The organism is Aeromonas sp. 604282, assembly GCF_049170575.1.
Lineage (GTDB): Bacteria > Pseudomonadota > Gammaproteobacteria > Enterobacterales > Aeromonadaceae > Aeromonas > Aeromonas veronii_A.
Genome location: NZ_JAAKMV010000004.1, coordinates 1 through 20578, shown reverse-complemented (window position 1 = coordinate 20578; position 20578 = coordinate 1). Strand labels below are relative to the sequence as shown.

Here is a 20578-nt window from a genome sequence, read left to right as displayed (position 1 = left end):
CGTCCTTCCAATCAGTGGTAACCCTATGAGCTTGTCGATAGCGGCAGTCAAACGCCCGGATCCCGTCTCTCTTTCATTTCTTGCCGTGACCTTTATGACCGGCGTCGCGGTGGCACTGCAGGTGCCTACCTTAAGTCTGTTTCTGGCCGAGGAGGTGCAGGTGCGCCCCTTTCTGGTCGGGCTCTTCTATACCATCAACGCCGTGGTGGGCATTCTGGTCAGTCAGTGGCTGGGCCACCGTTCCGATAACAAGGGGGATCGCAAGCGACTGATCCTGCGCTGCTGTTTTGCCGGGGTGGCGCTCTCCTTGCTGTTTGCTTGGAACCGCAACTACTGGCTGTTGGCGAGTCTGGGGGTGATGCTGGCGGCGCTGGCGGCCACGGCCAGTCCCCAGCTGTTTGCGCTGGCGCGGGAGTACTCCGACAGCCGCAACCGGCGGGCGGACATGTTCAGCTCGGTGATGCGGGCCCAGTTTTCGCTGGCCTGGGTCATAGGCCCACCCATCGCCTTCGCGCTGGCCATCGGCTACGGTTTCGAGTTGATGTATCTGGCCTCGGCACTGGCCTACCTGCTCTGCGCCCTGGTGGTGTGGCGCTGGCTCCCCTCTCTCCCTTTGCCCAAGATGGCCGAAGAGACAGAGCGGGTCAGCAGCTGGCGTGATCCGGCGGTGCGGGCGCTCTTTATCGCCTCCACCCTGATGTGGACCTGTAACAGCATGTACCTCATCAATATGCCGCTCTACATCACCCGAGAGCTCGGGATGGATGAGAAGCTTGCCGGTATCCTGATGGGCACGGCGGCGGCGCTGGAGATCCCCTTCATGCTGCTGGCGGGTTACTACACGGCTCGCTTTGGCAAACGCCCCATGATGTTGCTGGCGGTACTGGCTGGCGCGGCCTTTTACACAGGTCTGGTGACCCTCACCGACCAATACGCCCTGATCGCCTTGCAGCTGTTCAACGCCATCTTCATCGGTATCGTGGCGGGGATCGGCATGTCCTACTTTCAGGATCTGATGCCGGGGCGAGCCGGGGTGGCGACCACCCTGTTTGCCAACAGCATCCGCACCGGCTCCATCATGGCAGGGGCCATCGCCGGTGTGGTGGCGGAGGTGTGGAGTTTCCACGGGGTCTTTATGGTGGCGCTGGGATTGGCACTGGTGGCACTGGCCGCCAGCTGGCGGGTGCCCAACGTCTGACGGGGAGCTGGCTGTTATTTACCGTGCAGGGGCTGGGCGTGCGGAAGCGGCGCTGATTCGCCCTGATATTCGTTGCGCAGGCAGCGCAGCAGCAGCTCGGTCGCAGGGCCGAGGGATTCGGGGGAGAGGGTCAGCAGATAGGTGTAGAGGTGGCGCTCGTTGCCGCTCTCCAGATCCAGCTGTATGAGCGAACCTTCCGCCAGTTCCCGCTCAACCAGATGGCGCGGCAGCCAGGCATAGCCGAGGTCGAGGCGCAGCATGGCGAGCACTTCGTGGTAGTGGGTCGCCTTCCAGCCGGTGTCATCTGCATCGTTCCAGTCCACCGAGCGGTGAATGGGGGGATGAAGGCTGATCTGGTTGTGGCCGGTCAGCACGTCGCTGCGGATGGGCCCCTCCTCCTGTGCCAGCGGATGGCTGGCGGCGCAGAGGGGCAGCAGGCACACCTCGTCCAGCAGCAAACCGGTGCGATCGCCGGGCAGGTGCTCGGAGAGCATCAGATCCCCCGGTTGCAGGGCGTTGAAGTGGCAGTGAATGCGTTCGTGCAGGTTGACCCGGCAACCCCGGCTGCGGGGATAGAAGCTGGCCAGCGCCCGATAGAGGCGATCCCTTGGCTGCAGTGCCGAAACATAGAGGTTGATCTGCGGCTCCCACTGCCGTTCCAGGTTGTTGGCCAGATTCTCCAGCTCCTCCACCTGCTGGCTCAGCTGGCGGGCCCGCTTGAGGAAGATCTCGCCCGCCGGGGTCAGCACCGCCTTGCGGCCGCGCACCTCCAGCAAGGGCACCCCCAGACTCTGCTGCAACTTCGCAACCGCATGATTGAGGGAGGACTGGCTCTTGTTCAGCGCCTCGGCCGCCTGGGCGTAGCCGCCGCAGTCGACCACCGCCTGAAAGATCCGCCATTGCTCAAACGTGCTCTTGGGACGAAACATAGTTCAACCTGATTGGAGATAGGATGGTCAGTGGTTCGAATAGGGAGCCTGTGCCCCCTATTCAATTTAACCCCTGCCGCACAACACTCTGGGTATTTTATTGATTTATTTGGGCTGAGCCACAAAGGTCTGGCCGGTTTTGTCGCGGCTGTCCGACCCCATCAGGTAGAGGTAGAGCGGCATCAGGTCGGCCGGGGTCTTGAGGTTCATGGGATCTTCCGCCGGGAAGGCGCTGGCGCGCATCTTGGTACGGGTACCGCCCGGGTTGAGGGTATTGACCCGCACGCCTGTGTTCTCCAGCTCGTCGGCCAGTACTTCCATCATCCCCTCGATGGCAAATTTGGAGATGGCATAGGTGCCCCAGTAGGCGCGCCCCTTGCGTCCCACGCTGGAGGAGGTGTAGACGATGGAGGCATCGCCCTGCGCCTTGGCGGTCTTGCGCAGCAGCGGCAGCAGCGCCTGGGTCAGCAGGAATTCCGATTTGACGTTGACCTGCATCACCTCGTCCCACTCCTTCTCCTGAATATGTTCAAACGGAGAGAGGGTACCGAGCAGACCGGCGTTGAACAGCACGCCGTCGAGGCGGCCAAACTGCTGGGCGAAGGTTTCGGCCATGCCGCGGTAATGGGCGGCGGTGGCCCCTTTCAGATCCACCGGCACGATGGCGGGCAGCGGATAACCGGCCGCTTCGATCTGGTCATACACGGCTTCGAGTTTGGCGCTGGTGCGGCCGAGCAGGATCACGGTGGCACCGTGAGCGGCGTAGGTGAGGGCGGCTTCGCGGCCGATCCCGTCGCCGGCACCGGTGACCAGAATGACTTTATCCTTGAGCAGATCGCGGGGTGCCTGATAATCGAGCATGACAACTCCTGTTAACAAATTCCGGCCATAAGTGCATGGCAATCGGCGCCAAGTGTACTGATCCGCGCGCCTGTTTGACCAGCCAGCGGCAATAAAAATGTGAAGAAAATAGAGAGGTTGTGATGCTCGGGTTGGTTTTTCCGGGCACTGGCTACGATTTTTTGCGCGCCTCCATCAAACTCCCTAGAATGTGACGAAAACCGATCCATTCTGGAGTCCATCGTGACATTTCTGACCGAATATGGCCTGTTTTTGGCCAAAACCGTGACCTTTTTGCTGGCCATCGGTGCCATCATCCTGATGATCGTCAGCACTCGCCAGCCGAAAGCGCGCAAGGGGGAGCTGGTGGTGACCGATCTCTCGAGCGAGCTGGAGCAGGGGCAATTTGCCCTCAAGAGCGCGCTCGTAAGTAAGGCCGAGCGCAAGGTGCTGGAAAAGCAGCAGAAAGAGGAGCAGAAAAAGCGCGCCAAGGCGGGTGATGAGCGCAGTCGCCTGTTTGTGCTCGATTTCAACGGCAGCATGGATGCCAAAGAGGTTGCCTCCCTGCGCGAGGAGGTGAGCGCGGTGATTGGCGTCGCCCAGCCCGGCGACGAGGTGCTGCTGCGGCTCGAATCCGGTGGCGGCGTGGTGCATGGTTACGGCTTGGCCGCTTCCCAGCTGCAGCGTCTGCGCGATCGTGACATCAAGCTCACCGTGGCTATCGACAAGGTGGCGGCGAGCGGCGGCTACATGATGGCCTGCGTGGCGGACAAGATCCTGGCTGCCCCCTTTGCCATCGTCGGCTCCATCGGGGTGATCGCCCAGATGCCGAACTTCAACAAGTTGTTGAAAAAGCACGATATCGAATTCGAGATGCACACTGCCGGTCAGTACAAGCGCACCATCACCATGTTCGGCGAGAACGACGATCTGGGGCGCGAGAAGTTTCGCGAGGAGCTGGCGGCGATCCACGAGCGCTTCAAGGCCTTTGTGGCCGAGCACCGTCCGCAACTCGATATCGATCGGGTCACGACCGGTGAGCACTGGCTGGCGAGTCAGGCCAAGGGGCTGGGGCTGGTGGATACCCTCTGCACCAGCGATGACTACCTGCTGGCGCAGGCCAGCCACCACAAGGTGATCGGCATCAGCTATCGCAAGCCAAAAAGCCTGACCCAGAAGCTGGGGCAGCAGGGCGCGCAGGCGCTCGAGGCAGGACTTGGGCGGCTGTGGCAGCAGAGCCCCTGGCGCTAAGCCTGGCCCTCTGGCGTTAGCCAGAGGGAAATCCCGCGATAAAAAGGCCAGCCGATGACCATCGGCTGGCCTTTTTGCATCCGGTTGCACCTTGCGGGTGAGCAAAGGTTGTTTCTATTGAGGCCCTCTGTTACAACTGAATGCTTTCCCCGTTTATGACAGGATCTTGTGGTAAGAGCTGCGGGGCATGGAGCATAGCGATGTCATGGAGCACCTTCAGGCAATTTACCCCGTTGGTCTGGATCGTCATTCTGGGCACCTTCATGGTGCGCACCAGCTACTACATGGTGTGGCCCTTCCTCTCCATTCTGCTCTATCGGGAGTATGACCTTTCGGCCACCTTCATCGGCCTGTTGCTGGGTGGCTCGATGGCCCTCTCTACCCTGGTCAGTTTCTACGGCGGCTGGCTCTCTGATCGCTTCGGGCGGCGCAGCATACTGCTGGCCGGTTGTCTGGTGGCGATGATCTGTTTCGGTCTGCTCGGTTTCTCCCATGCGGTGTTCTGGCTCGGGATAGGGGTGATGGGCAGCGGCCTCTCGTCGGGGCTCATCGATGCCCCCGGCAAGGCGCTGATGGCCGACAGTCTGGCCTCGGCCAAGGCGCGGGAGCTGGCACTGCACCTGCGCTATTTTCTGCTCAACCTGGGGGCGGCGCTGGGGCCGCTGCTCGGGGTGACCCTCGGGATCAACGGCCAGCAGGAGACCTTCCTGTTTCTGGTGGTGAGCTATTTGCTGCTGGCGCTGGCCTTTGGCTGGGGCTTGCGCCGGGCTGGCAGCACAGGCAAGCCGGGGACTGCTGGGCCCGGCTTGCGGGATGCAATCAAGGTGTTGCTGGCGGATCGCGCCTTCCTGTTGCTGGTGATGGCCAATCTCCTGATGGTGCTGGTCTACTCCCAGTTTCACTCACCGCTGGTGCAGTACCTGACCCGGGCCGGTATGCCGCAGGTGGCCGAGCTGGTTGCCCTGCTGGTGGCGACCAATGCACTGACCGTGGTGCTGCTGCAGTTTCCGCTGCTGCGCTTGTTGTCACGCTGGCCGGTGCGGGTACGGCTTCATATCGGCATGGCGCTCTTTCTGGCGGCCCAGCTGCTCTTCGCGCTGGGGGACCCGACGGTGCGCAGCCACTGGTTTGGCGCCGTGCTGCTGCTCAGCATCGGCGAGACCATCCTGTTCCCCCTGCTCAACGTGCTGATCGATCAGATGGCCCCCGCTCATCTCAAGGGGAGCTACTTTGGTGCCAGCGCACTGGCCGGGTTGGGAGGGGCCGCCGGCGCGCTGCTGGGAGGCTGGATCCTCGAACAGTGGAGCGGTCAGCTGCTCTATGTGCTGATGGCGCTGCTCTGTGTGGTCACTCTTTCGTTGTATGAGTCGGGTGCTCGTTATAGCGCTCGACACAAGGAGGGGGTTGGCAAGGCGGTATGACGCCCGAGCTACCTGTGATGTTCCTACTTGAGTGCTAAATATCAGCCTGAAATCCCTCTAACGGGATGAAAGGCAGTCAACAAGGCCACGCTGGCTGACCTTGTGTATTGAGATGTTTCGGAGGAAAACGCCGTTCAGCTGGTCCGGCGCGGATAGTGGTTGCCTCGATGGAGTCCTCTGTTGCAACTCCCCTTTTTGCCACTGATTATTTGACCCACGCGCCACGGAGTCTTGCTATGCCATGGAATATCCTCAGGCAATTTCCCCTGCTGGTCTGGATCGTCATTCTGGGCACCTTTATGGTGCGTACCAGTTTTTTCATGGTCTGGCCTTTCCTCTCCATCCTGCTGTATCGGGAGTATGACCTCTCCGCTTCCTGCATCGGGATGTTGCTAGGTGGCGCGGCAGTACTCTCCAGTCTGATCGGCTTCTACGTGGGGGGCTTTCCGACAAGATTGGCCGCCGCGCCATCTTGCTGCTGGGCTGTGCCGTGTCGTGTGGAGCCTACCTGCTGCTTGGTTTTGGCCACTCTCTTTGGCTGATCGCACTGGGGGTGTTTGGCTCAGGGCTTTCCTATGCCTTTATCGATACCCCGGGCAAGGCGCTGATGGGCGATCAGCTGCCCCAGAAGGCGCAGCGAGAGCTGGCTCAACACCTGCGCTACTTCCTGCTCAATGTGGGGGCAGGGGTGGGGCCCTTGATTGGCGTGATGGTTGGGCTGGGGGCTCGGCAGGAGACCTTCTTGGTGACCGCGGTGAGCTACGGCTTGCTGGGGCTTGTATTTTTGTTCGGGTTTCGTTGTGCTTGCGCCAGTCACCCTGCTGCCGGGCTCACGCTGGGGGCCATGCTCAGGGTGTTGGTACAGGATCGGGCCTTTATGCTGTTTATCCTCGCTAACTTGCTGATGATGCTGGTCTATGCCCAGGTGGAGTCGCCGCTTATTCAATATTTGACCCGGGCCGGTGCACCTGAGGTCGAGACCCTGGTGGCGTTGCTGGTGGCGACCAATGCGGTCACCATCATCACCCTGCAGTTCCCGCTGTTACATGTGACCCGGCGCTGGCGGGTGAGTCTGCGGTTACGGTTCTCCATTCTGTTGATGGCGGCGGCCCAGGTGCTGTTCGCCCTGTCGAACCCTGCATTGCATTGGCCCTGGTTGATGGCTGTGTTTTTGCTAAGTGTCGGGGAAGCGGTGCTCTTTCCGCTCTTTAACGTGCTGATCGACGAGATGGCGCCCCCTCACCTCAAGGGGAGTTACTTCGGTGCCAGTGCTCTTGCCGGACTTGGCTGGGCGCTTGCCCCCTTGGTGGGGGGCTGGCTGTTGCAAGTATGGGGAGGGCCAGCGCTGTTTGCTGTGATGGCGGGGATCTGTGTGCTGGTGTTCGCCCTGTACGGAGCGGGTAACCGGGAGGCCAGGAGTCTGACCTGCCCGGTGAAGTAACTCAGAAGGTCAGTACTTTGTTGGCAGCCAGGGTCCACTGAGCCAGCATCGCCAGGGTACCGACCTCAATTCCTTCGATCAGTGGCAGGGCGGTGATGCCCCGGGCATCGGTGCAGGTTTTGCACAGGCGAATGGTGACGCCCTGAGCCAGCAGGATCTCCAGCATTTGGCGCAGGTTGTACCCTTCGGCCGGTGCCTGACCGGCCAGTGCCGCACTCACCGCATCTGACATCAGGAACAGCTTAAGGCTGGCGCCACCCTGTTCGCTCAGGGCGATAGCGAGACGCAGGGCATTGAACAGGGATTCGCTGCCATAGGGGGCGCCATTGGCGATCACCACAATCTGTTGATTCATAAGAGACTCCTGATTCTAAAAAGCGTCATTGTAGAACCAACCGGATGACGATAGCGTGATGTCGCACAACTTCTGTCGCACCTTTTCCCTGCTTGCTTGACCCGTTAGCGAAACACGGTTCTTATGGTCAGTTCGCAAACATGACCGGGTGAATCGAGATGTGGAAAAGTGTAGGAATAGGGTTGCTGCTGTTGGCGGGTCATGCCTATGGCAGTGAAGCTGTCGGCTGCAAGGCTCGTCTGCAGGCCGTCAACGACCAACTGGTGTTTGCCAAAGCTCACAACAATGCCGGACAGATTGCCGGCCTGGAACAGGCTGCGCGCAATATCAAGGCCAACTGCACCGATGAGGGGCTGCTCAAGGAGCAGAAAGAGCGGGTTCACAAGCTGCGTGGCGAGGTGGACGAACGCCTGCTCGAGTTGCAGGAGGCGAGAGTGAGTGGCAAGCCGGAGAAAATTGCCAAGCAACAGGCCAAGCTGGAGGAGTCCCAGACCAGGATGCTGGAGGCCCAGCGGGAGCTGGACAAGCTGAGTCGATTGATCGGCAAGTGATGGCCAGTTGCTGAACACAGGATCAAAAAAGGCCGATTGCTCGGCCTTTTTTTCGTTTTACGGTCTGTGCATCAGCTACTGCCTGTGCATCCGGACGAACTTTTCCATCAGCTGATCTTCGGTTTCCACATGAGCGGGATCCCAGATGATGCAGTCGATAGGGCAGACACTGATACAGGTCGGCTTCTCATAGTGACCGACGCACTCGGTGCAGCGACTTGGGTCGATCTCGTAAATCTCCTCACCCAGGCTGATGGCCTGGTTCGGACACTCGGGATCACACATGTCACAGTTGATGCACTTGTCGGTGATGAGCAGTGCCATCTCAGGCGGCCGAGTGGGGCTGACGGGTATCCTGACGCTCACCGAGGTTGCGCAGCAGGATGCCGTAGTTCACGTCCACTTCCTTCGGCACCGGCACATAGACTACGTGGCCGTTGCCCGGTGCGGTGTCGATGAGTTCGCCCTTGCGGTTCTGCATCTGCTCCAGATTGAAGCTGAGGTTGCCCTGCGGGGTCATCAGCTCCAGGCTGTTGCCCACCAGGAACTTGTTCTTCACCTCGACTTCCACCATGTCACCGTTGCGACCGGTGATCTCGCCGACGAACTGCTGGGTGTCGGAGACGGAGTAACCGTAGTCGTAGTTTTGGTATTCGCTGTGGTTGTGACGGCGCAGGAAGCCCTCGGTATAGCCGCGGTGGGCCAGATTCTCGAGGGTGCCCATCAGGCTGCGATCGAACGGGCGACCTGCCACTGCATCGTCGATCGCCTTGCGATAGACCTGTGCGGTACGGGCGCAGTAGTAGAAGGATTTGGTACGACCTTCGATTTTCAGCGAGTGAACGCCCATCTTGGTCAGTCGCTCGACATGCTCGACGGCGCGCAAGTCCTTGGAGTTCATGATGTAGGTGCCGTGTTCGTCTTCGAACGCGCTCATGTACTCGCCCGGGCGGTTGGACTCTTCCAGCAACACCAGCGCATCGGTCGGCTTGCCAAGTCCCAGGGTGTTGTCCGGACGCACGGCGATCGGCTCCTGACGGTGGACGATCTGGCCTACCTCATCTTCTTTACCTTCGTGCACCTTGTACTCCCAGCGGCAGGAGTTGGTGCAGGTGCCCTGGTTGGGGTCACGCTTGTTGATGTAGCCAGAGAGCAGGCAGCGGCCGGAGTAGGCCATGCACAGTGCCCCGTGGACGAACACTTCCAGCTCCATCTCCGGCACCTGCATGCGGATCTCCTCGATCTCGTCGAGCGACAGTTCGCGGGAGAGGATGACCCGGGTCAGGCCCATCTGATGCCAGAATTTCACCGTGGCCCAGTTGACTGCGTTGGCCTGCACCGAGAGGTGAATGGGCATATCCGGAAAGGCTTCACGCATCATCATGATGAGACCGGGGTCTGACATGATCAGCGCATCCGGCTTCATCTCCACCACCGGGCGCATATCGCGGATAAAGGTCTTGAGCTTGGAGTTGTGGGGCTGGATGTTGGCCACCACGTAGAACTGTTTGCCGAGGGCATGGGCTTCGTTGATGCCGAGTTGCAGATTCTCGTGATCAAATTCGTTGTTACGTACCCGCAGGCTGTAGCGGGGCTGGCCGGCATAGACGGCATCGGCACCATAGGCATAGGCGTAACGCATGTTCTTGAGGGAACCTGCGGGGGAGAGCAATTCTGGTTTAAACATGGCTGACTCTTTATGTCTGATTGCAAATCAGGACGACGCCACCTGATGGCATCGTATGGCTTGAGCTGCGGGGGGAGTAGATACTCGGACCGCTACCCGATAACGGCATATCCGGGCTGTACGTTTATAAACAATATGCGCCGGATAAACGGGGTGCGAGATTGTACTCGTCCTCACCGTATCATGCAATTTGGCAGGGGCTGGAGTCGACGTGATCAATGGGGCCTTTCAGGCCCAGCGTGAGAGGGGGGAGGGCATGGCATGGGCATAGCCCTGCTGATAGTCACAGCCGAGCTGGTTGGCGATCTCGATGTGTTGCTGGGTTTCAACCCCTTCGCACACCACCTTCATACCGAGCCGCTGCAAGTACTCTACCAGGCCGGTTAGCATCCGTAGGGCATGGCTATTCTTGGTGGCTTGCAGCAACAGGGAGCGGTCCAGCTTGATGATCTCGTAAGGCATCGCCAGCATGCGCTGGAAGTTGCACTCCAGGGCGCCAAAGTCATCGCAAGCGATATGGGCACCGTGGCTACGCAGCACCTCGATCAGGGCCAACGCCTTGCGCTGTAGCGGGGCGTACTCCACTACTTCGAACCATATGTCGATCCCCACCTTGCGTGCCTGCATCAGCACCAGTAATAACAGGTTCTGATAGGTGGGGCTATTCAGTGCCGGGTTGAGATTGATGGAGAGGAAACAGGGACCGTTTTTCGCCAGAGCCGGTAGATCACGCATAATGGCTCTGAGCATGACGATGTCCAGATGTAGAGACTGCTCCTCACTGAGGGACGCAAAGTCGATGCCATGATAGTTCTGCCGGGCAGGTTCCCAGCGTCTGGCCAGTACCTCGTAACCCTTGACCTGATGATCCTGGCCAATGATTGGCTGATAAAAGGGCATGGCAAGATCGGCTACTGCGATGCTTGCCATGTCACTTATTGGGTACTCTTCTCGAAATGCAAACACGGCACTCACCTGTTGACTGATAAGGGGTGCGGATAATACAGCAGAGATGCGTGAGAAAGCCTGTAGGAATTGTCTGATATGTCGGCGGTGTTTTTTGAAGTCAATATCAGAATATTCTGATTAACAGTGGTTCATGTGACTCGTAAAGTAGTGTCATCGATATCCTTTCGGGTGGTTTGCAAAAATATATAAATTTCCACAACGTAGGGAAAATAAAAATCTCGCAGCAGTTTTTTGGATAAAAATTTATGAGGAAGTTCATTTCAATTCTTTTCTGCTTAATATGTGGAAATGTTTTTGCATCAGCTGAAATAAGTATTGGCACGCTCTATGACTACATGTCAGGACAACAGAGCACCTATTTGAAACGGGTTCGTAATCAGGGTGATGCAACAGCCTTTGTAAAGGTGGCCATCCATGAAATCACCTATGACAGTGATGGTATGCCGCAGGAGTCGCCGGAGCTGACAGAAGGTAATCGAGCACTGGTTGCAAGTCCTTCCAGGCTCATTATTCCGGCAAGTGGTGTGCAGGCAACCCGTTTTCTGTTTATGGGAGATCGCGATAAAGAGCGCTACTTCAGGGTTCGGTTTATTCCTGTGTTGCCCAGAGCAGAAGACAGCTTTGATATTGATGCCGGTGCTATTCAGAAAGAACAACAACAGGTCTCCGCTGGTGTAAATATATTGACCGGATTCGGCTCAATCCTGTTCGTGATGCCAAGAAAAAGTCACTTTGATACCCAAATTATTGAAGATGAGAAGATGACCACCATCATCAATAAAGGCAACACAACACTCATACTGGATTTTTTTGAAGAATGTAATGAACGGAAAACAAATTGTTCCAGCCCGACCAAGATTCATCTGCTGCCAAATATGAAAAAGCAGTTGATGAAGAAGAGCGATCGCCTCTATCGATTTGTGCTGATAGAGGGCGACAAGAGTAGAAACATGGTGATTGGTCACTGATGTTTCTTATATCCGAGAGAGGAGAGAGTAATGAAAGTATGGATAGCTGCGCCCCTGGCCATGCTGGTGTCGGCCAATCTGATGGCTGCCGAACGTGTCGAGCATCAGGTCACCGTGACCGCCCAGATCCCGACCGAAGCTTTCTATGTGCAGCCGACCGGCGGGGACAACTGGATGAGCACCCCGCAGAAGCTGGCCTACAACCCTTATACCAAGAAGCTGGACAAGCTGAGCAAACAGCTGGATGCCAAGAGCACGATCGGCGCCATCACTGGCTACCTGACCAACCCGGCCGTGATGGCCAGCGGCAACGACAACATTCCCCTGACCGTTAAGGTGGGTGGTGTCGCCCTGTCGACCACCTCCGTTGAAGTAATGAAGGCTGATGATGCCAAGACCGGCAAGTTGTTGGGGCTGGAAGTGATCCCGGTGGATGCCCCGGTCACTGGCTACAAGCCAGGCAACTACCAGGGGGTAGTGAACATGATATTTGAATCGGAAGCCCCTAAAGGCGGCGCATAAGCCGATTGATGGAGGCTCCCTGTATCGGGGGAGCCTTTTTGTCTGTGCTTAGAAGAGCGAGATAGGTCGTGTCGTATTTCTCTTTCCTGTTGATCCTGGTTGCATTGTGTGTACCGGCCTGGGCTACGGGGGGGCATGTTGCACAACCCCTTGACCTGCTACAACAAGCAGAAGATTTGCCTGATGGTTTTGCCGACTACTTCTTCGGCGTCCCGCTGACGGTGCGCATCCTGGTCGATGGGCAACTGTTGGGGGAAGGCGAGATAGTGCTGGGCAAAGACACCAGTGTACAACTGCTGGCTCTGACCGACGGCCACGAGAGCGAGTTGGAAGAACGGGACCGCCAGCGCTGGAGCAAGGTGTTGACGGCATCCCATCGACTGGGCCCATGTCAGAATCAGTGTACCGACGAAGTGCTGGCGCTGGAGTACAGCCTGGAGAACTCCCAGTTGTCGGTGCTGACGGCCGGTGCCGAGAAGGGGCAGCCGCTGACCCGTTATCACAACCTGCCCAGCGGGGGCAGCTATGGCGCCCTGTTGCGCCACCAGTTGAACCTGATCCAGGGGGAAGGGGAGCAGCGCAGTGGCCGTTACAACCTGATGGCACAGGGCAGCATAGGACAGTGGACTCCGCTGCTGGAGGGAGAAGTGAGCCAGTCTGGCAGCGGGCAGGCGGCTCAGCATCATGTGCAGCAACTTTATGCCGAACACGAAGGTACAGGACATTTCTATCGGCTGGGCTACTTCTCGCCCTATGCCCAGGGGCTGGTGCGTCAGCCCACCCTGTTTGGCGGCGGCACTCCGACCGTGCTGGGGGTCATGCTGGGTGACTCCGACACCCTGTTGATAGAGCAGGGCCAAGTCAGTACCACACCTGTCTATGTCACCCCGAGCCGACCCGGCATGGTCGAGATCTATCGAGATGGGCAGCTCATCAACTCGCAGCAGGTGCTCTCCGGCTTGCAGGCGCTGGATACCAAAGTGCTGCCCACCGGCATCTACGAGGTGGAGCTGCATGTGCTGGAAGATGGCCAAGTCACCGAGCGGCGCAGAGAGATGATCTACAAGCCGATGAACTGGCAAAACCCGGATGAAAGCTGGCGCTTCAACCTGTTTGTGGGCCAGCAGACCCGCTTGTTCAGCAACTGGGAGGAGGACACGGCCCGGCCTCTGAGCAGCGGCGTCATGCTCAACCATCTGCTCACCCCTTCGGTGGTAGTCGGGGCCTCCAGCCAGTATATCGACCAGCGCTGGCAGCATGGTCTCTCTGCCGACTGGAGCCTGGATAAACAGTGGCGGTTGTTTGGCAACCTGATGGCGACACAGGCGCTGGGCAGCGGCTTCGATCTGCAGGCTTTGTACCATTATGGCGAAGGTAGCCTGGTGCTGAGCCACCAGCAGCAGCGCCAGCATGGGAAAGTCGGAGAGGAGAGCCGTGACCTCAAGCAGAGCAACCTGTCGTTGCAGCAGCGGCTCGATGAGTGCCACTCCGCCAACTTTTATCTGGCACACCAGGTGGGGCGGGGGCTGGGGGCCGATCTGGGCTGGCGTTACAACGGAGAGTTGCTTGGTCATACGGTGAGTTGGAACCTGACGGTGTTTGACCGGCCAGGTAGCATCAGTACCGATCATGCGAGGGACAGGGGCGGCATGCTCTCCCTGAGCATGAATCTGGGAGGAGAGCATAGCCTACTGGCCATCGGTATCGGCAGTCGAACCTCTCGTTCCGGTGGGCAGGAGCGCAACGCCTCCCTCGGGTACCAGCAACAGTTGGAGTGGGGCGCACTGCAGAGCGTGGGGGCCAACTTGACTACCGACAGTTACGGCGTCGGCACGGCAGGCTACGCCAAGTTTCAGGGGGCGTTGGTCAGTGGTGATGCCCACCTGCAATCATCCTCCTATAACCGGGCGCTGAGCGGGGGGCTCAACCTCGACAGTACCCTGGCGTTTGGTGATGAGGGCAGCTTGACCATGACAGGTCAATCGCAAGGGTTCGAGGCGGGCATGATAGTGGACCTGGAGTCCGATATGCCCGAGCTGACTCTGCGCGCCGATGACGATCAGGGTAGCAATATCAAGTTGCGGCCCGGTCGCAATCTGATACCCGTAGCCGCCTATCGCAGCGGTGCCGTGCAGCTGGATCTGGCAGAGCACGATGCGCCCTCGGTGAGCATTCGCCCCAACGTGCTGCCCTATCATCTCAACAAGGGGGGGGTGGCCTATCACAAAGTCAGGGTCATGCAGACAGTAACCGTCATCGGTCGATTGTTGGATGAGAAGGGCGATCCCTTGAGAGGCGCCATGGTGGTCAACCACGCGGACCGCACAGTCAGCGAGGCAGATGGCTTCTTTGCGGTGGAGATGAGCGAGCGCAATCCCAGCTTGCAGGTGGAATATCAGGGAGCACAGCAGTGCGATCTGGCGCTGGACACGGCCCGAGCCGAACGCCAACAGGCTGTGTTGTTACTGGGTGATCTAGTTTGCAGTACCCAGGCCTGGGCCAGTCAATAAATGCTTGAGCAGGAAGAGATAATGAGAGCTGGTGCGATGTACGGATATTGGTGGTTAATAGCAGGCTTGCTCTTTGGATTTCCATGTCAGGCTGCAGTCGTTAAAGTGACCGCTGAATATAAGCCTGCAGTCTATGATGCTGATAATGGAACCTTTGTTAGCACTACAAAATGTGTGAAAACCAGTGAGGGAATGTGGCTTTCATCCTGTAGTGGCGGTGTAATGTCACTTGATAGCTTATTATTTTCATTAAAAACTAAAGTAAAGCGAAATGTGATAAAGGATTTTTCAAATACAAGGGATTCCTTTGTTTCTCTAAGTTCGTTGGGAAACAAAACCATGATTATTACATCTGATAAAGGGCAACAGTTCTCGGTTTTATTTAAGCCTGATAAGTTAGGAGTACATTTTGATTCTGTTGTCAATCAAAATGATGGCTGGAAAATATACAATACATCCTTTACAAATCCTCGAGGTGGATGTCGCTATCTTGAGCGGCAGGTTGCAGGATATATTAATCTAACCTCTTGGATCGTATTATGGGGAGATGTTGGGGGAAAATCTTGTTATACAGGACTATCTGTGGATGGCACGTCTAATATACAAGCGATGTTTTTCGGTTTTAAAATAACACCACCCTCCCCACTGAAAATGCCAAATGGAATTTATACCGGTTCGATAATTCTCTCTGTAGGCCAAAATAAAGATATCGATCTTGGTAATGGGGTATATGAAGATAATCAACTGATAATAGAATTGACATTAAAAGTTCAACATCAAATAAAGGTAGAGTTTCCTCCTGGTGGTGACAAAGTCGTGTTGCAACCTCCTGGCGGATGGCATGACTGGATTTATCGTGGGAAATCACATATTCCTCCCTATTTGATAGCGGAGTTACCATATCGACTATGGAGTAGTTCAGATTTTAATGTCTGGCTGAACTGCCAGTATGCCATTGGTGAAGTCTGTATGCTGAATAATGAAAGGCTCGGGATGCAAGTCAAACTTGATGTGATTTATGTAAATAAATCAAAAGAAGAGTTTCCTTTGACGCATGGCGTTAAGAAGCTATTCACAGCAGGTATAAAAGACCCATATTACATAAATGAAGAACGCAGCATCATCTTTAAAGTGCAAAAGCCAGTTCTGGCCTTGATGATGGAATATCCGGGCAGCACTTATAAAGGTAATGTAACCCTTATTTATGATGCCGCGATTTAAGGCTCGGGTGATTCACCAAGGTCAAGGTTCAGGCCAGCCCTTGCTCTTTGGCATAGTGAAACAGGTCGCTATCGCTTTGCAGGCCGAGGCGTACCATGGCGCTCTTTTTCTGGGTGCTGATGGTCTTGACGCTGCGATGCAGGTACTCGGCCACCTGGGTGACAGACATTCCACTGGCTAATAAACGCACGACTTCACTCTCTCTTGGTGTCAGTTGCTGTGATTGGGCCGGGTTAACCATACCGCTTTCCGCCAATAACATTTTCACTGAGTGGCCAAGATATTTTTGGCCCGATAAGACATGGCGAATGGCATCCGATAATTCACTGATGACGGCTTTCTTCAATAATATTCCGCTGACCCCAAGCTGCAGCAAGGCTTGGAGTATCCCGGCATTCTGTATCTGTGTCAGCACGATAATCGAGAGTCCCGGGTAGCTTCTTTTTAAATTTTGGAGCATCACCAGGCCATCACTGCGAGAGTCACCAGGCATACTAAAATCAGTTATCAAGAGATTGCATTGGTGTTGCTGCAATGTTTTGAATAATTCGGAGACCTGATGTGCCTCGGCAACAATTTCGCAACCTGGTTGGTGTTGTGCAATAAGGCTGCGGATCCCGGTCAGTATAAGCGGATGATCGTCGGCAAGAATGATCTTGGAAGACATAGATGAGCCCTATATGAATATTACAATAATATTTACACTAGCAAACATTTCATTTCTATACTACTTTACGCGACCTTTTTTAGTATTCAGATAATGCTCTCTCCTTCAGAAATCGTACAGTGAGTCGTCTTCATATGAACATATACCGATGCATAGTCGCCATAATGATATGTCATTTCTGCATATTCACGACGTCTGCCTCTGCTCATAAAAACAACTCATTACCAACAATAAAAGTCGGGTTATTAACTGGAGGATGGGGGCCATTTCAGCGGTGGGATGGACATAATGCCAGCGGTTTCAGTGTTGAATTGATCACGACCCTGGCAAGGAATCTTGATTATCATATTGAATGGAAAACATATCCTGACTGGAACCAGCTATACGTAGCGAGTTGTAAAGGGCAATTGGATATTATGCTGGACTCTTTTCGATCGGAAGAGAGTGAGTGCGTGACCTATAGTCGGCCTTATTATTCTTCACCGACCGTGGTAGTAGTGCGGCATGATTCACCTTTGTTTAAAAATGTCAGTGGTTTGAATAAATCGCGCATTGCGATAGAAGCAGGATTTCTGACTGAAAAGCTGGTGAGAGCGCATTATCCAGAGGTACAGCGACTGCTGTTTCAAGACACTGACATGGCACTCCAGGCCGTATTGGACAAGCGGGCCGATGCCTATATCGGCAATTTGCATGTCACGAATCAGTTTATTGCCCAGCATCCAGAACTGGCAGTGGTCGCCCAGGCTCCCTTGTTGATGGAGAGCCTGCATCTGGGAATAAGCAAACATAACTCTAGGCTGGGGGTTCGCTTTGATACAGCGATCCAGGCGCTGAGAATTGAAGAGCGCAGCGCTCTGGAACAACGCTGGTTGGGCGACAATAACCTTAACTTTCAGGGGCATAGTGGTTTTTTACTGCGACCGGATGAACGTGACTGGCTTGCGAGCCTGCCCCCCCTTAAGTTGAGCTTTATTCCCAAGTGGATACCGTTCTCCTACTCAGATGGTGACGGTAAGCTCACAGGATTGATCGGCGATTACATGAATGTCTTCAAAGACAAGCTAGGACTTGCCTATCAATATCGCGTTGATCAGAGTTGGCCTGAATTGTTACAGGGATTGCTGCATCAAGATGCGGATATTGCTGTCATCCCGACCCGAATAATCAAGCGTATTAGCGGTTGGCAGATTAGCCAGCCGATTGCTTCGTTTCCTGTTGTGATCGCCATGTCTCGTGCGAGTAGTACGTTTGGGGGATTTGCAGAATTGGTGGGCAAGCATTTGGTGGTTACAGATAGCTTGCTGGTTGCAGAGCTGCGTGCTCGTATTCCTGATATCAGGACTACTGTGGTTTCCGGCCCGAAAGAGGGACTAGCCATGGTGGCGTCTGGTCGCGGAGACGCTTACATAGGCAATCTTGCAGTGATATCTCGACTTATCAATGAGCAGTTTGATGACAGCCTGCATATTGTTGCGCCGACGCCTTTCAGAGATGAGCTGGCCGTAGCGGTGCGTGAGCCATACACCCCCTTGCTGCCTTTGATTAACAGGGTGCTCGCCAGCATGAGTGACAAGGAGAAACAGCAGATCCGCAATAGTTGGTTGGCATTGAACTACAGCGAGGGGATCCCTTGGCATAAATTAATCAGAACTCTGATCCCTATAGGTATCGGGATTGCCCTGTTTATCCTTATACTCTCGGTGGCTTACTGGCGGCTACGTCAGGAGATAGTTCGTCGTCGTCAGGTCGAGGCTGCACTCGCCATGGCCAAGGCAAAAGCTGAGTCGGCCGCCACCCAGAAAGGGGCGTTTCTGGCCACCATGAGCCACGAAATTCGCACGCCCATGAATGGTATCGTCGGCATGGCGGAGCAACTCACCTTCACCGAGCTGACCCTGGAGCAGCGCCAGATGGTGGAGATCATCAACCGTGGGGCTCAGGGGCTGCATGCGCTGATCGACAATGTGCTCGACTACGCCAAGCTGGAGGCGGGCAAGATGCAGCTCGAGCAAACCCCGTTTCTTCTGCGTGAGCTGATTGACAGTGTGCTGACCATGACGGTGAGCGAGGTACACCGCAAGGGACTGCGTGTCTACTTGTGGGCTGATGCCGGAGTTGCGGCCCGGGTAAGCGGCGATGCGCTGCGTTTGCGTCAGATCCTCTTCAACTTTGTCAGCAATGCCATCAAATTTACCGAGCGGGGCTTTATCGAGATTTCGGTGCAACTGCTGGCACAGGGGGAGGGGCAACAGCAATTGCGCTTCGGTGTACGCGATAGTGGCATCGGCATGACACCCGAAGCGCGTGACCGGATCTTTAATGCCTTTGAACAGGCTGAGAGCTCCACCACCCGCAGTTATGGTGGCAGTGGCCTGGGGCTTAGCATCTGCCAGACCCTGGCCAACTTGATGGGGGGCGAGATCCGGCTGGAGAGTGCCCCGGGGCTAGGTACCTTTATCACCTTGACAGTCACGCTGCCTGTTCTGGCACAGCGAGAGCCGGATCTCCGTCTCAATGGCCTGCAAGCCAGCATTGAACTGCATGACGATAAGCTGTGTCACACCCTGTTACTGCATCTTGACGCGCTGGGAGTCACGCGAACGTCGCCCCCTGATAATGCTCAGTTGCGTTTCAGTGACCATGACCTGGCGGCTGAGGGCGTTATCCGGGTGCTGCCGCTGGCCACCCCTCTTGGCTATCGCAGTGATGAGAAGGGTTACATTCTCAACAGCAATCCCATGACCTGGCATGCAGTGCGGGAAGTCTGCTATCGCCAGCTGGCCTTGAGCGATGAGATTGTTACGCAAGCGATACAAAAGAGCGCAGAGTGCGAGCCCATGCTGCCCTGTAGGGTTCTGCTGGTGGAAGATAATCACCTTAACCAGCAGCTGGTGATGCGCCAGCTCGGGCAGCTCAAGCTGAACTGCGAACTGGCTGAGCATGGCCAGCAAGCCCTCGAGATGGTCGCGCAGTATCCCTATGATCTGGTGCTCTGTGACTGCCAGATGCCGGTGATGGATGGCTATGAGTTCACGCGCAGGGTACGGGCTGGGGAGGATAAGAAGCGCTTGCTGATCATTGCCATGACGGCCAATGTCATGCCTGAGCAGGCTGAACGCTGCTTTGCCGCCGGCATGGATGATTTGCTGGGCAAGCCGGTGCTGCTGGATGGTTTGCGTCAGATGCTGCAAAAGTGGCGTATCTTGCCATCACCATCCTTGATTGATGTCGCGGCCATGGCGGCTTTTTTTGGCCAAGGTGACAAGTTGCGGCAGATGTTCCCACTCTTTCGTCAGGAGCTTGAGCAAGCGATGGGGCAGCAACCACAGGATGACAAGGCTCTGGCTAATTGGGTTCATCGTCAGGCAGGAACCGTCAGTATGATGATGGCGCCGCAGCTGGCTGAAGAGGCATGGCGATTGGAAGAAAAAATCCGCCAGTTTGGATCGTCAGCTTGTACTGACGAGCTGACACGCTTTCGTGCCCAACTACAGCAAATCATCGGGGAGCTGATGCGTTTAAGCGAACAGTATGAAGAGTCAGTTGTTGTCGAGGGAAAACTGGAGTAGGGGAAACTGCTCACTCATAAAATCGCGGGGTGTATGGCCATTACCTGCGCCAGCCAGCCACTCCCAGTCCAGTTTTGGTGAGCCGGCTTTGAAGCGCTGATAGGCAATACCCTTGTGAACTGTCAGAAAAAGAGTCGTAGGGAGTCCCAGCTTGTTGCTGTAGCGCACCATCAGATCGCCCTGATAGTCGTTGCTGATTCTGATTTTGAGTGCCTGCAGTGTCAGACCTGTTGCGTGGTCATGCTCATCCCAGACTTCAAACATGATGTGAACACTCTGATGTTAATGATGCCACGATGAGCAAGCTGGGATGCAATTGCAACTGTCAGATCTGACAAGGGCGGAAAGGTGAATTGGCGATAAAGCGAAAACCCGGCGCTAGGCCGGGTTTTCTGAATGATGGTGGAGGGAGAAGGATTCGAACCTTCGAAGGCAGAGCCGTCAGATTTACAGTCTGATCCCTTTGGCCGCTCGGG

17 protein-coding genes and 1 pseudogene are annotated in these 20578 nt (G+C 56.1%); 10 read left to right on the top strand and 8 right to left on the bottom strand.

The window, feature by feature from the left end:
* The first annotated feature begins 25 nt into the window (after nt 1-25).
* The gene (locus G5367_RS06735) at nt 26-1198 is read left to right on the top strand and encodes an MFS transporter (protein WP_005334914.1); all 1173 of its coding nucleotides are present in this window, start codon (nt 26-28) and stop codon (nt 1196-1198) included.
* Between the two features lie 14 nt (nt 1199-1212).
* Here G5367_RS06735 and G5367_RS06730 read toward each other — a convergent pair whose 3' ends face one another.
* The gene (locus G5367_RS06730; protein WP_421244232.1) at nt 1213-2127 is read right to left on the bottom strand and encodes a LysR family transcriptional regulator; all 915 of its coding nucleotides are present in this window, start codon (nt 2125-2127) and stop codon (nt 1213-1215) included.
* Nucleotides 2128-2232: 105 nt separating this feature from the next.
* Entirely contained in the window at nt 2233-2988 is a 756-nt protein-coding gene (locus G5367_RS06725) for a YciK family oxidoreductase (protein WP_421244233.1), read from the bottom strand.
* Between the two features lie 222 nt (nt 2989-3210).
* Between G5367_RS06725 and sohB the strand changes: the two genes are divergently transcribed.
* From sohB to G5367_RS06710, 3 genes and pseudogenes are all read left to right on the top strand, one after another.
* Nucleotides 3211-4218 carry a protease SohB gene (gene sohB, locus G5367_RS06720; RefSeq protein ID WP_421244234.1) on the top strand — a complete coding sequence of 336 codons (1008 nt, stop codon included), beginning with the start codon at nt 3211-3213 and terminating at the stop codon, nt 4216-4218.
* A gap of 200 nt (nt 4219-4418) precedes the next feature.
* Complete coding sequence (locus tag G5367_RS06715; RefSeq protein ID WP_421244235.1) at nt 4419-5639, top strand: MFS transporter; 1221 nt, start codon at nt 4419-4421, stop codon at nt 5637-5639.
* Nucleotides 5640-5875: 236 nt separating this feature from the next.
* Nucleotides 5876-7080 (top strand): annotated as a pseudogene (locus tag G5367_RS06710) (MDR family MFS transporter).
* 1 nt (nt 7081) lies between these two features.
* Here G5367_RS06710 and G5367_RS06705 read toward each other — a convergent pair.
* The gene (locus tag G5367_RS06705; RefSeq protein ID WP_421244236.1) at nt 7082-7435 is read right to left on the bottom strand and encodes a DsrE/DsrF/TusD sulfur relay family protein; all 354 of its coding nucleotides are present in this window, start codon (nt 7433-7435) and stop codon (nt 7082-7084) included.
* Nucleotides 7436-7593: 158 nt separating this feature from the next.
* Here G5367_RS06705 and G5367_RS06700 point away from each other — a divergent pair, with 158 nt between their 5' ends.
* Nucleotides 7594-7986 (top strand): DUF1090 domain-containing protein, encoded by a 393-nt coding sequence (locus G5367_RS06700; protein ID WP_041234333.1) that lies wholly within the window; start codon nt 7594-7596, stop codon nt 7984-7986.
* A 75-nt stretch (nt 7987-8061) separates the two neighbouring features.
* On the opposite strand, the gene G5367_RS06695 is transcribed toward G5367_RS06700, so the two are convergent.
* From G5367_RS06695 to G5367_RS06685, 3 genes are all read right to left on the bottom strand, one after another.
* On the bottom strand, nt 8062-8310 hold the full coding sequence (locus G5367_RS06695) for a YfhL family 4Fe-4S dicluster ferredoxin (protein ID WP_005334896.1): 249 nt from the start codon (nt 8308-8310) through the stop codon (nt 8062-8064).
* Nucleotide 8311: 1 nt separating this feature from the next.
* Complete coding sequence (gene yegQ, locus G5367_RS06690) at nt 8312-9673, bottom strand: tRNA 5-hydroxyuridine modification protein YegQ (RefSeq protein WP_236347411.1); 1362 nt, start codon at nt 9671-9673, stop codon at nt 8312-8314.
* A 228-nt stretch (nt 9674-9901) separates the two neighbouring features.
* A complete protein-coding gene (locus tag G5367_RS06685; RefSeq protein ID WP_421244237.1) occupies nt 9902-10639 on the bottom strand; it encodes an EAL domain-containing protein in 738 nt (245 codons plus the stop codon).
* Nucleotides 10640-10887: 248 nt separating this feature from the next.
* Between G5367_RS06685 and G5367_RS06680 the strand changes: the two genes are divergently transcribed.
* From G5367_RS06680 to G5367_RS06665, 4 genes are all read left to right on the top strand, one after another.
* Nucleotides 10888-11610: a hypothetical protein gene (locus G5367_RS06680; protein WP_216978259.1), complete on the top strand. Its 723-nt coding sequence runs from the start codon at nt 10888-10890 to the stop codon at nt 11608-11610.
* 30 nt (nt 11611-11640) lie between these two features.
* Nucleotides 11641-12132 (top strand): CS1 type fimbrial major subunit, encoded by a 492-nt coding sequence (locus G5367_RS06675; RefSeq protein ID WP_216978260.1) that lies wholly within the window; start codon nt 11641-11643, stop codon nt 12130-12132.
* Between the two features lie 68 nt (nt 12133-12200).
* A complete protein-coding gene (locus G5367_RS06670) occupies nt 12201-14642 on the top strand; it encodes a CS1-pili formation C-terminal domain-containing protein (RefSeq protein ID WP_421244238.1) in 2442 nt (813 codons plus the stop codon).
* Between the two features lie 21 nt (nt 14643-14663).
* The gene (locus tag G5367_RS06665; RefSeq protein ID WP_216978262.1) at nt 14664-15863 is read left to right on the top strand and encodes a hypothetical protein; all 1200 of its coding nucleotides are present in this window, start codon (nt 14664-14666) and stop codon (nt 15861-15863) included.
* A 28-nt stretch (nt 15864-15891) separates the two neighbouring features.
* On the opposite strand, the gene G5367_RS06660 is transcribed toward G5367_RS06665, so the two are convergent.
* Nucleotides 15892-16530 (bottom strand): response regulator, encoded by a 639-nt coding sequence (locus tag G5367_RS06660; RefSeq protein ID WP_216978263.1) that lies wholly within the window; start codon nt 16528-16530, stop codon nt 15892-15894.
* Between the two features lie 164 nt (nt 16531-16694).
* Here G5367_RS06660 and G5367_RS06655 point away from each other — a divergent pair, with 164 nt between their 5' ends.
* Nucleotides 16695-20102: an ATP-binding protein gene (locus G5367_RS06655; RefSeq protein WP_421244239.1), complete on the top strand. Its 3408-nt coding sequence runs from the start codon at nt 16695-16697 to the stop codon at nt 20100-20102.
* Here the strand turns inward: G5367_RS06655 and G5367_RS06650 are convergent.
* A complete protein-coding gene (locus G5367_RS06650) occupies nt 20073-20366 on the bottom strand; it encodes a hypothetical protein (RefSeq protein WP_421244240.1) in 294 nt (97 codons plus the stop codon). The two genes, G5367_RS06655 and G5367_RS06650, sit on opposite strands and share 30 nt — an antisense overlap.
* Between the last annotated feature and the right edge of the window lie 212 nt (nt 20367-20578).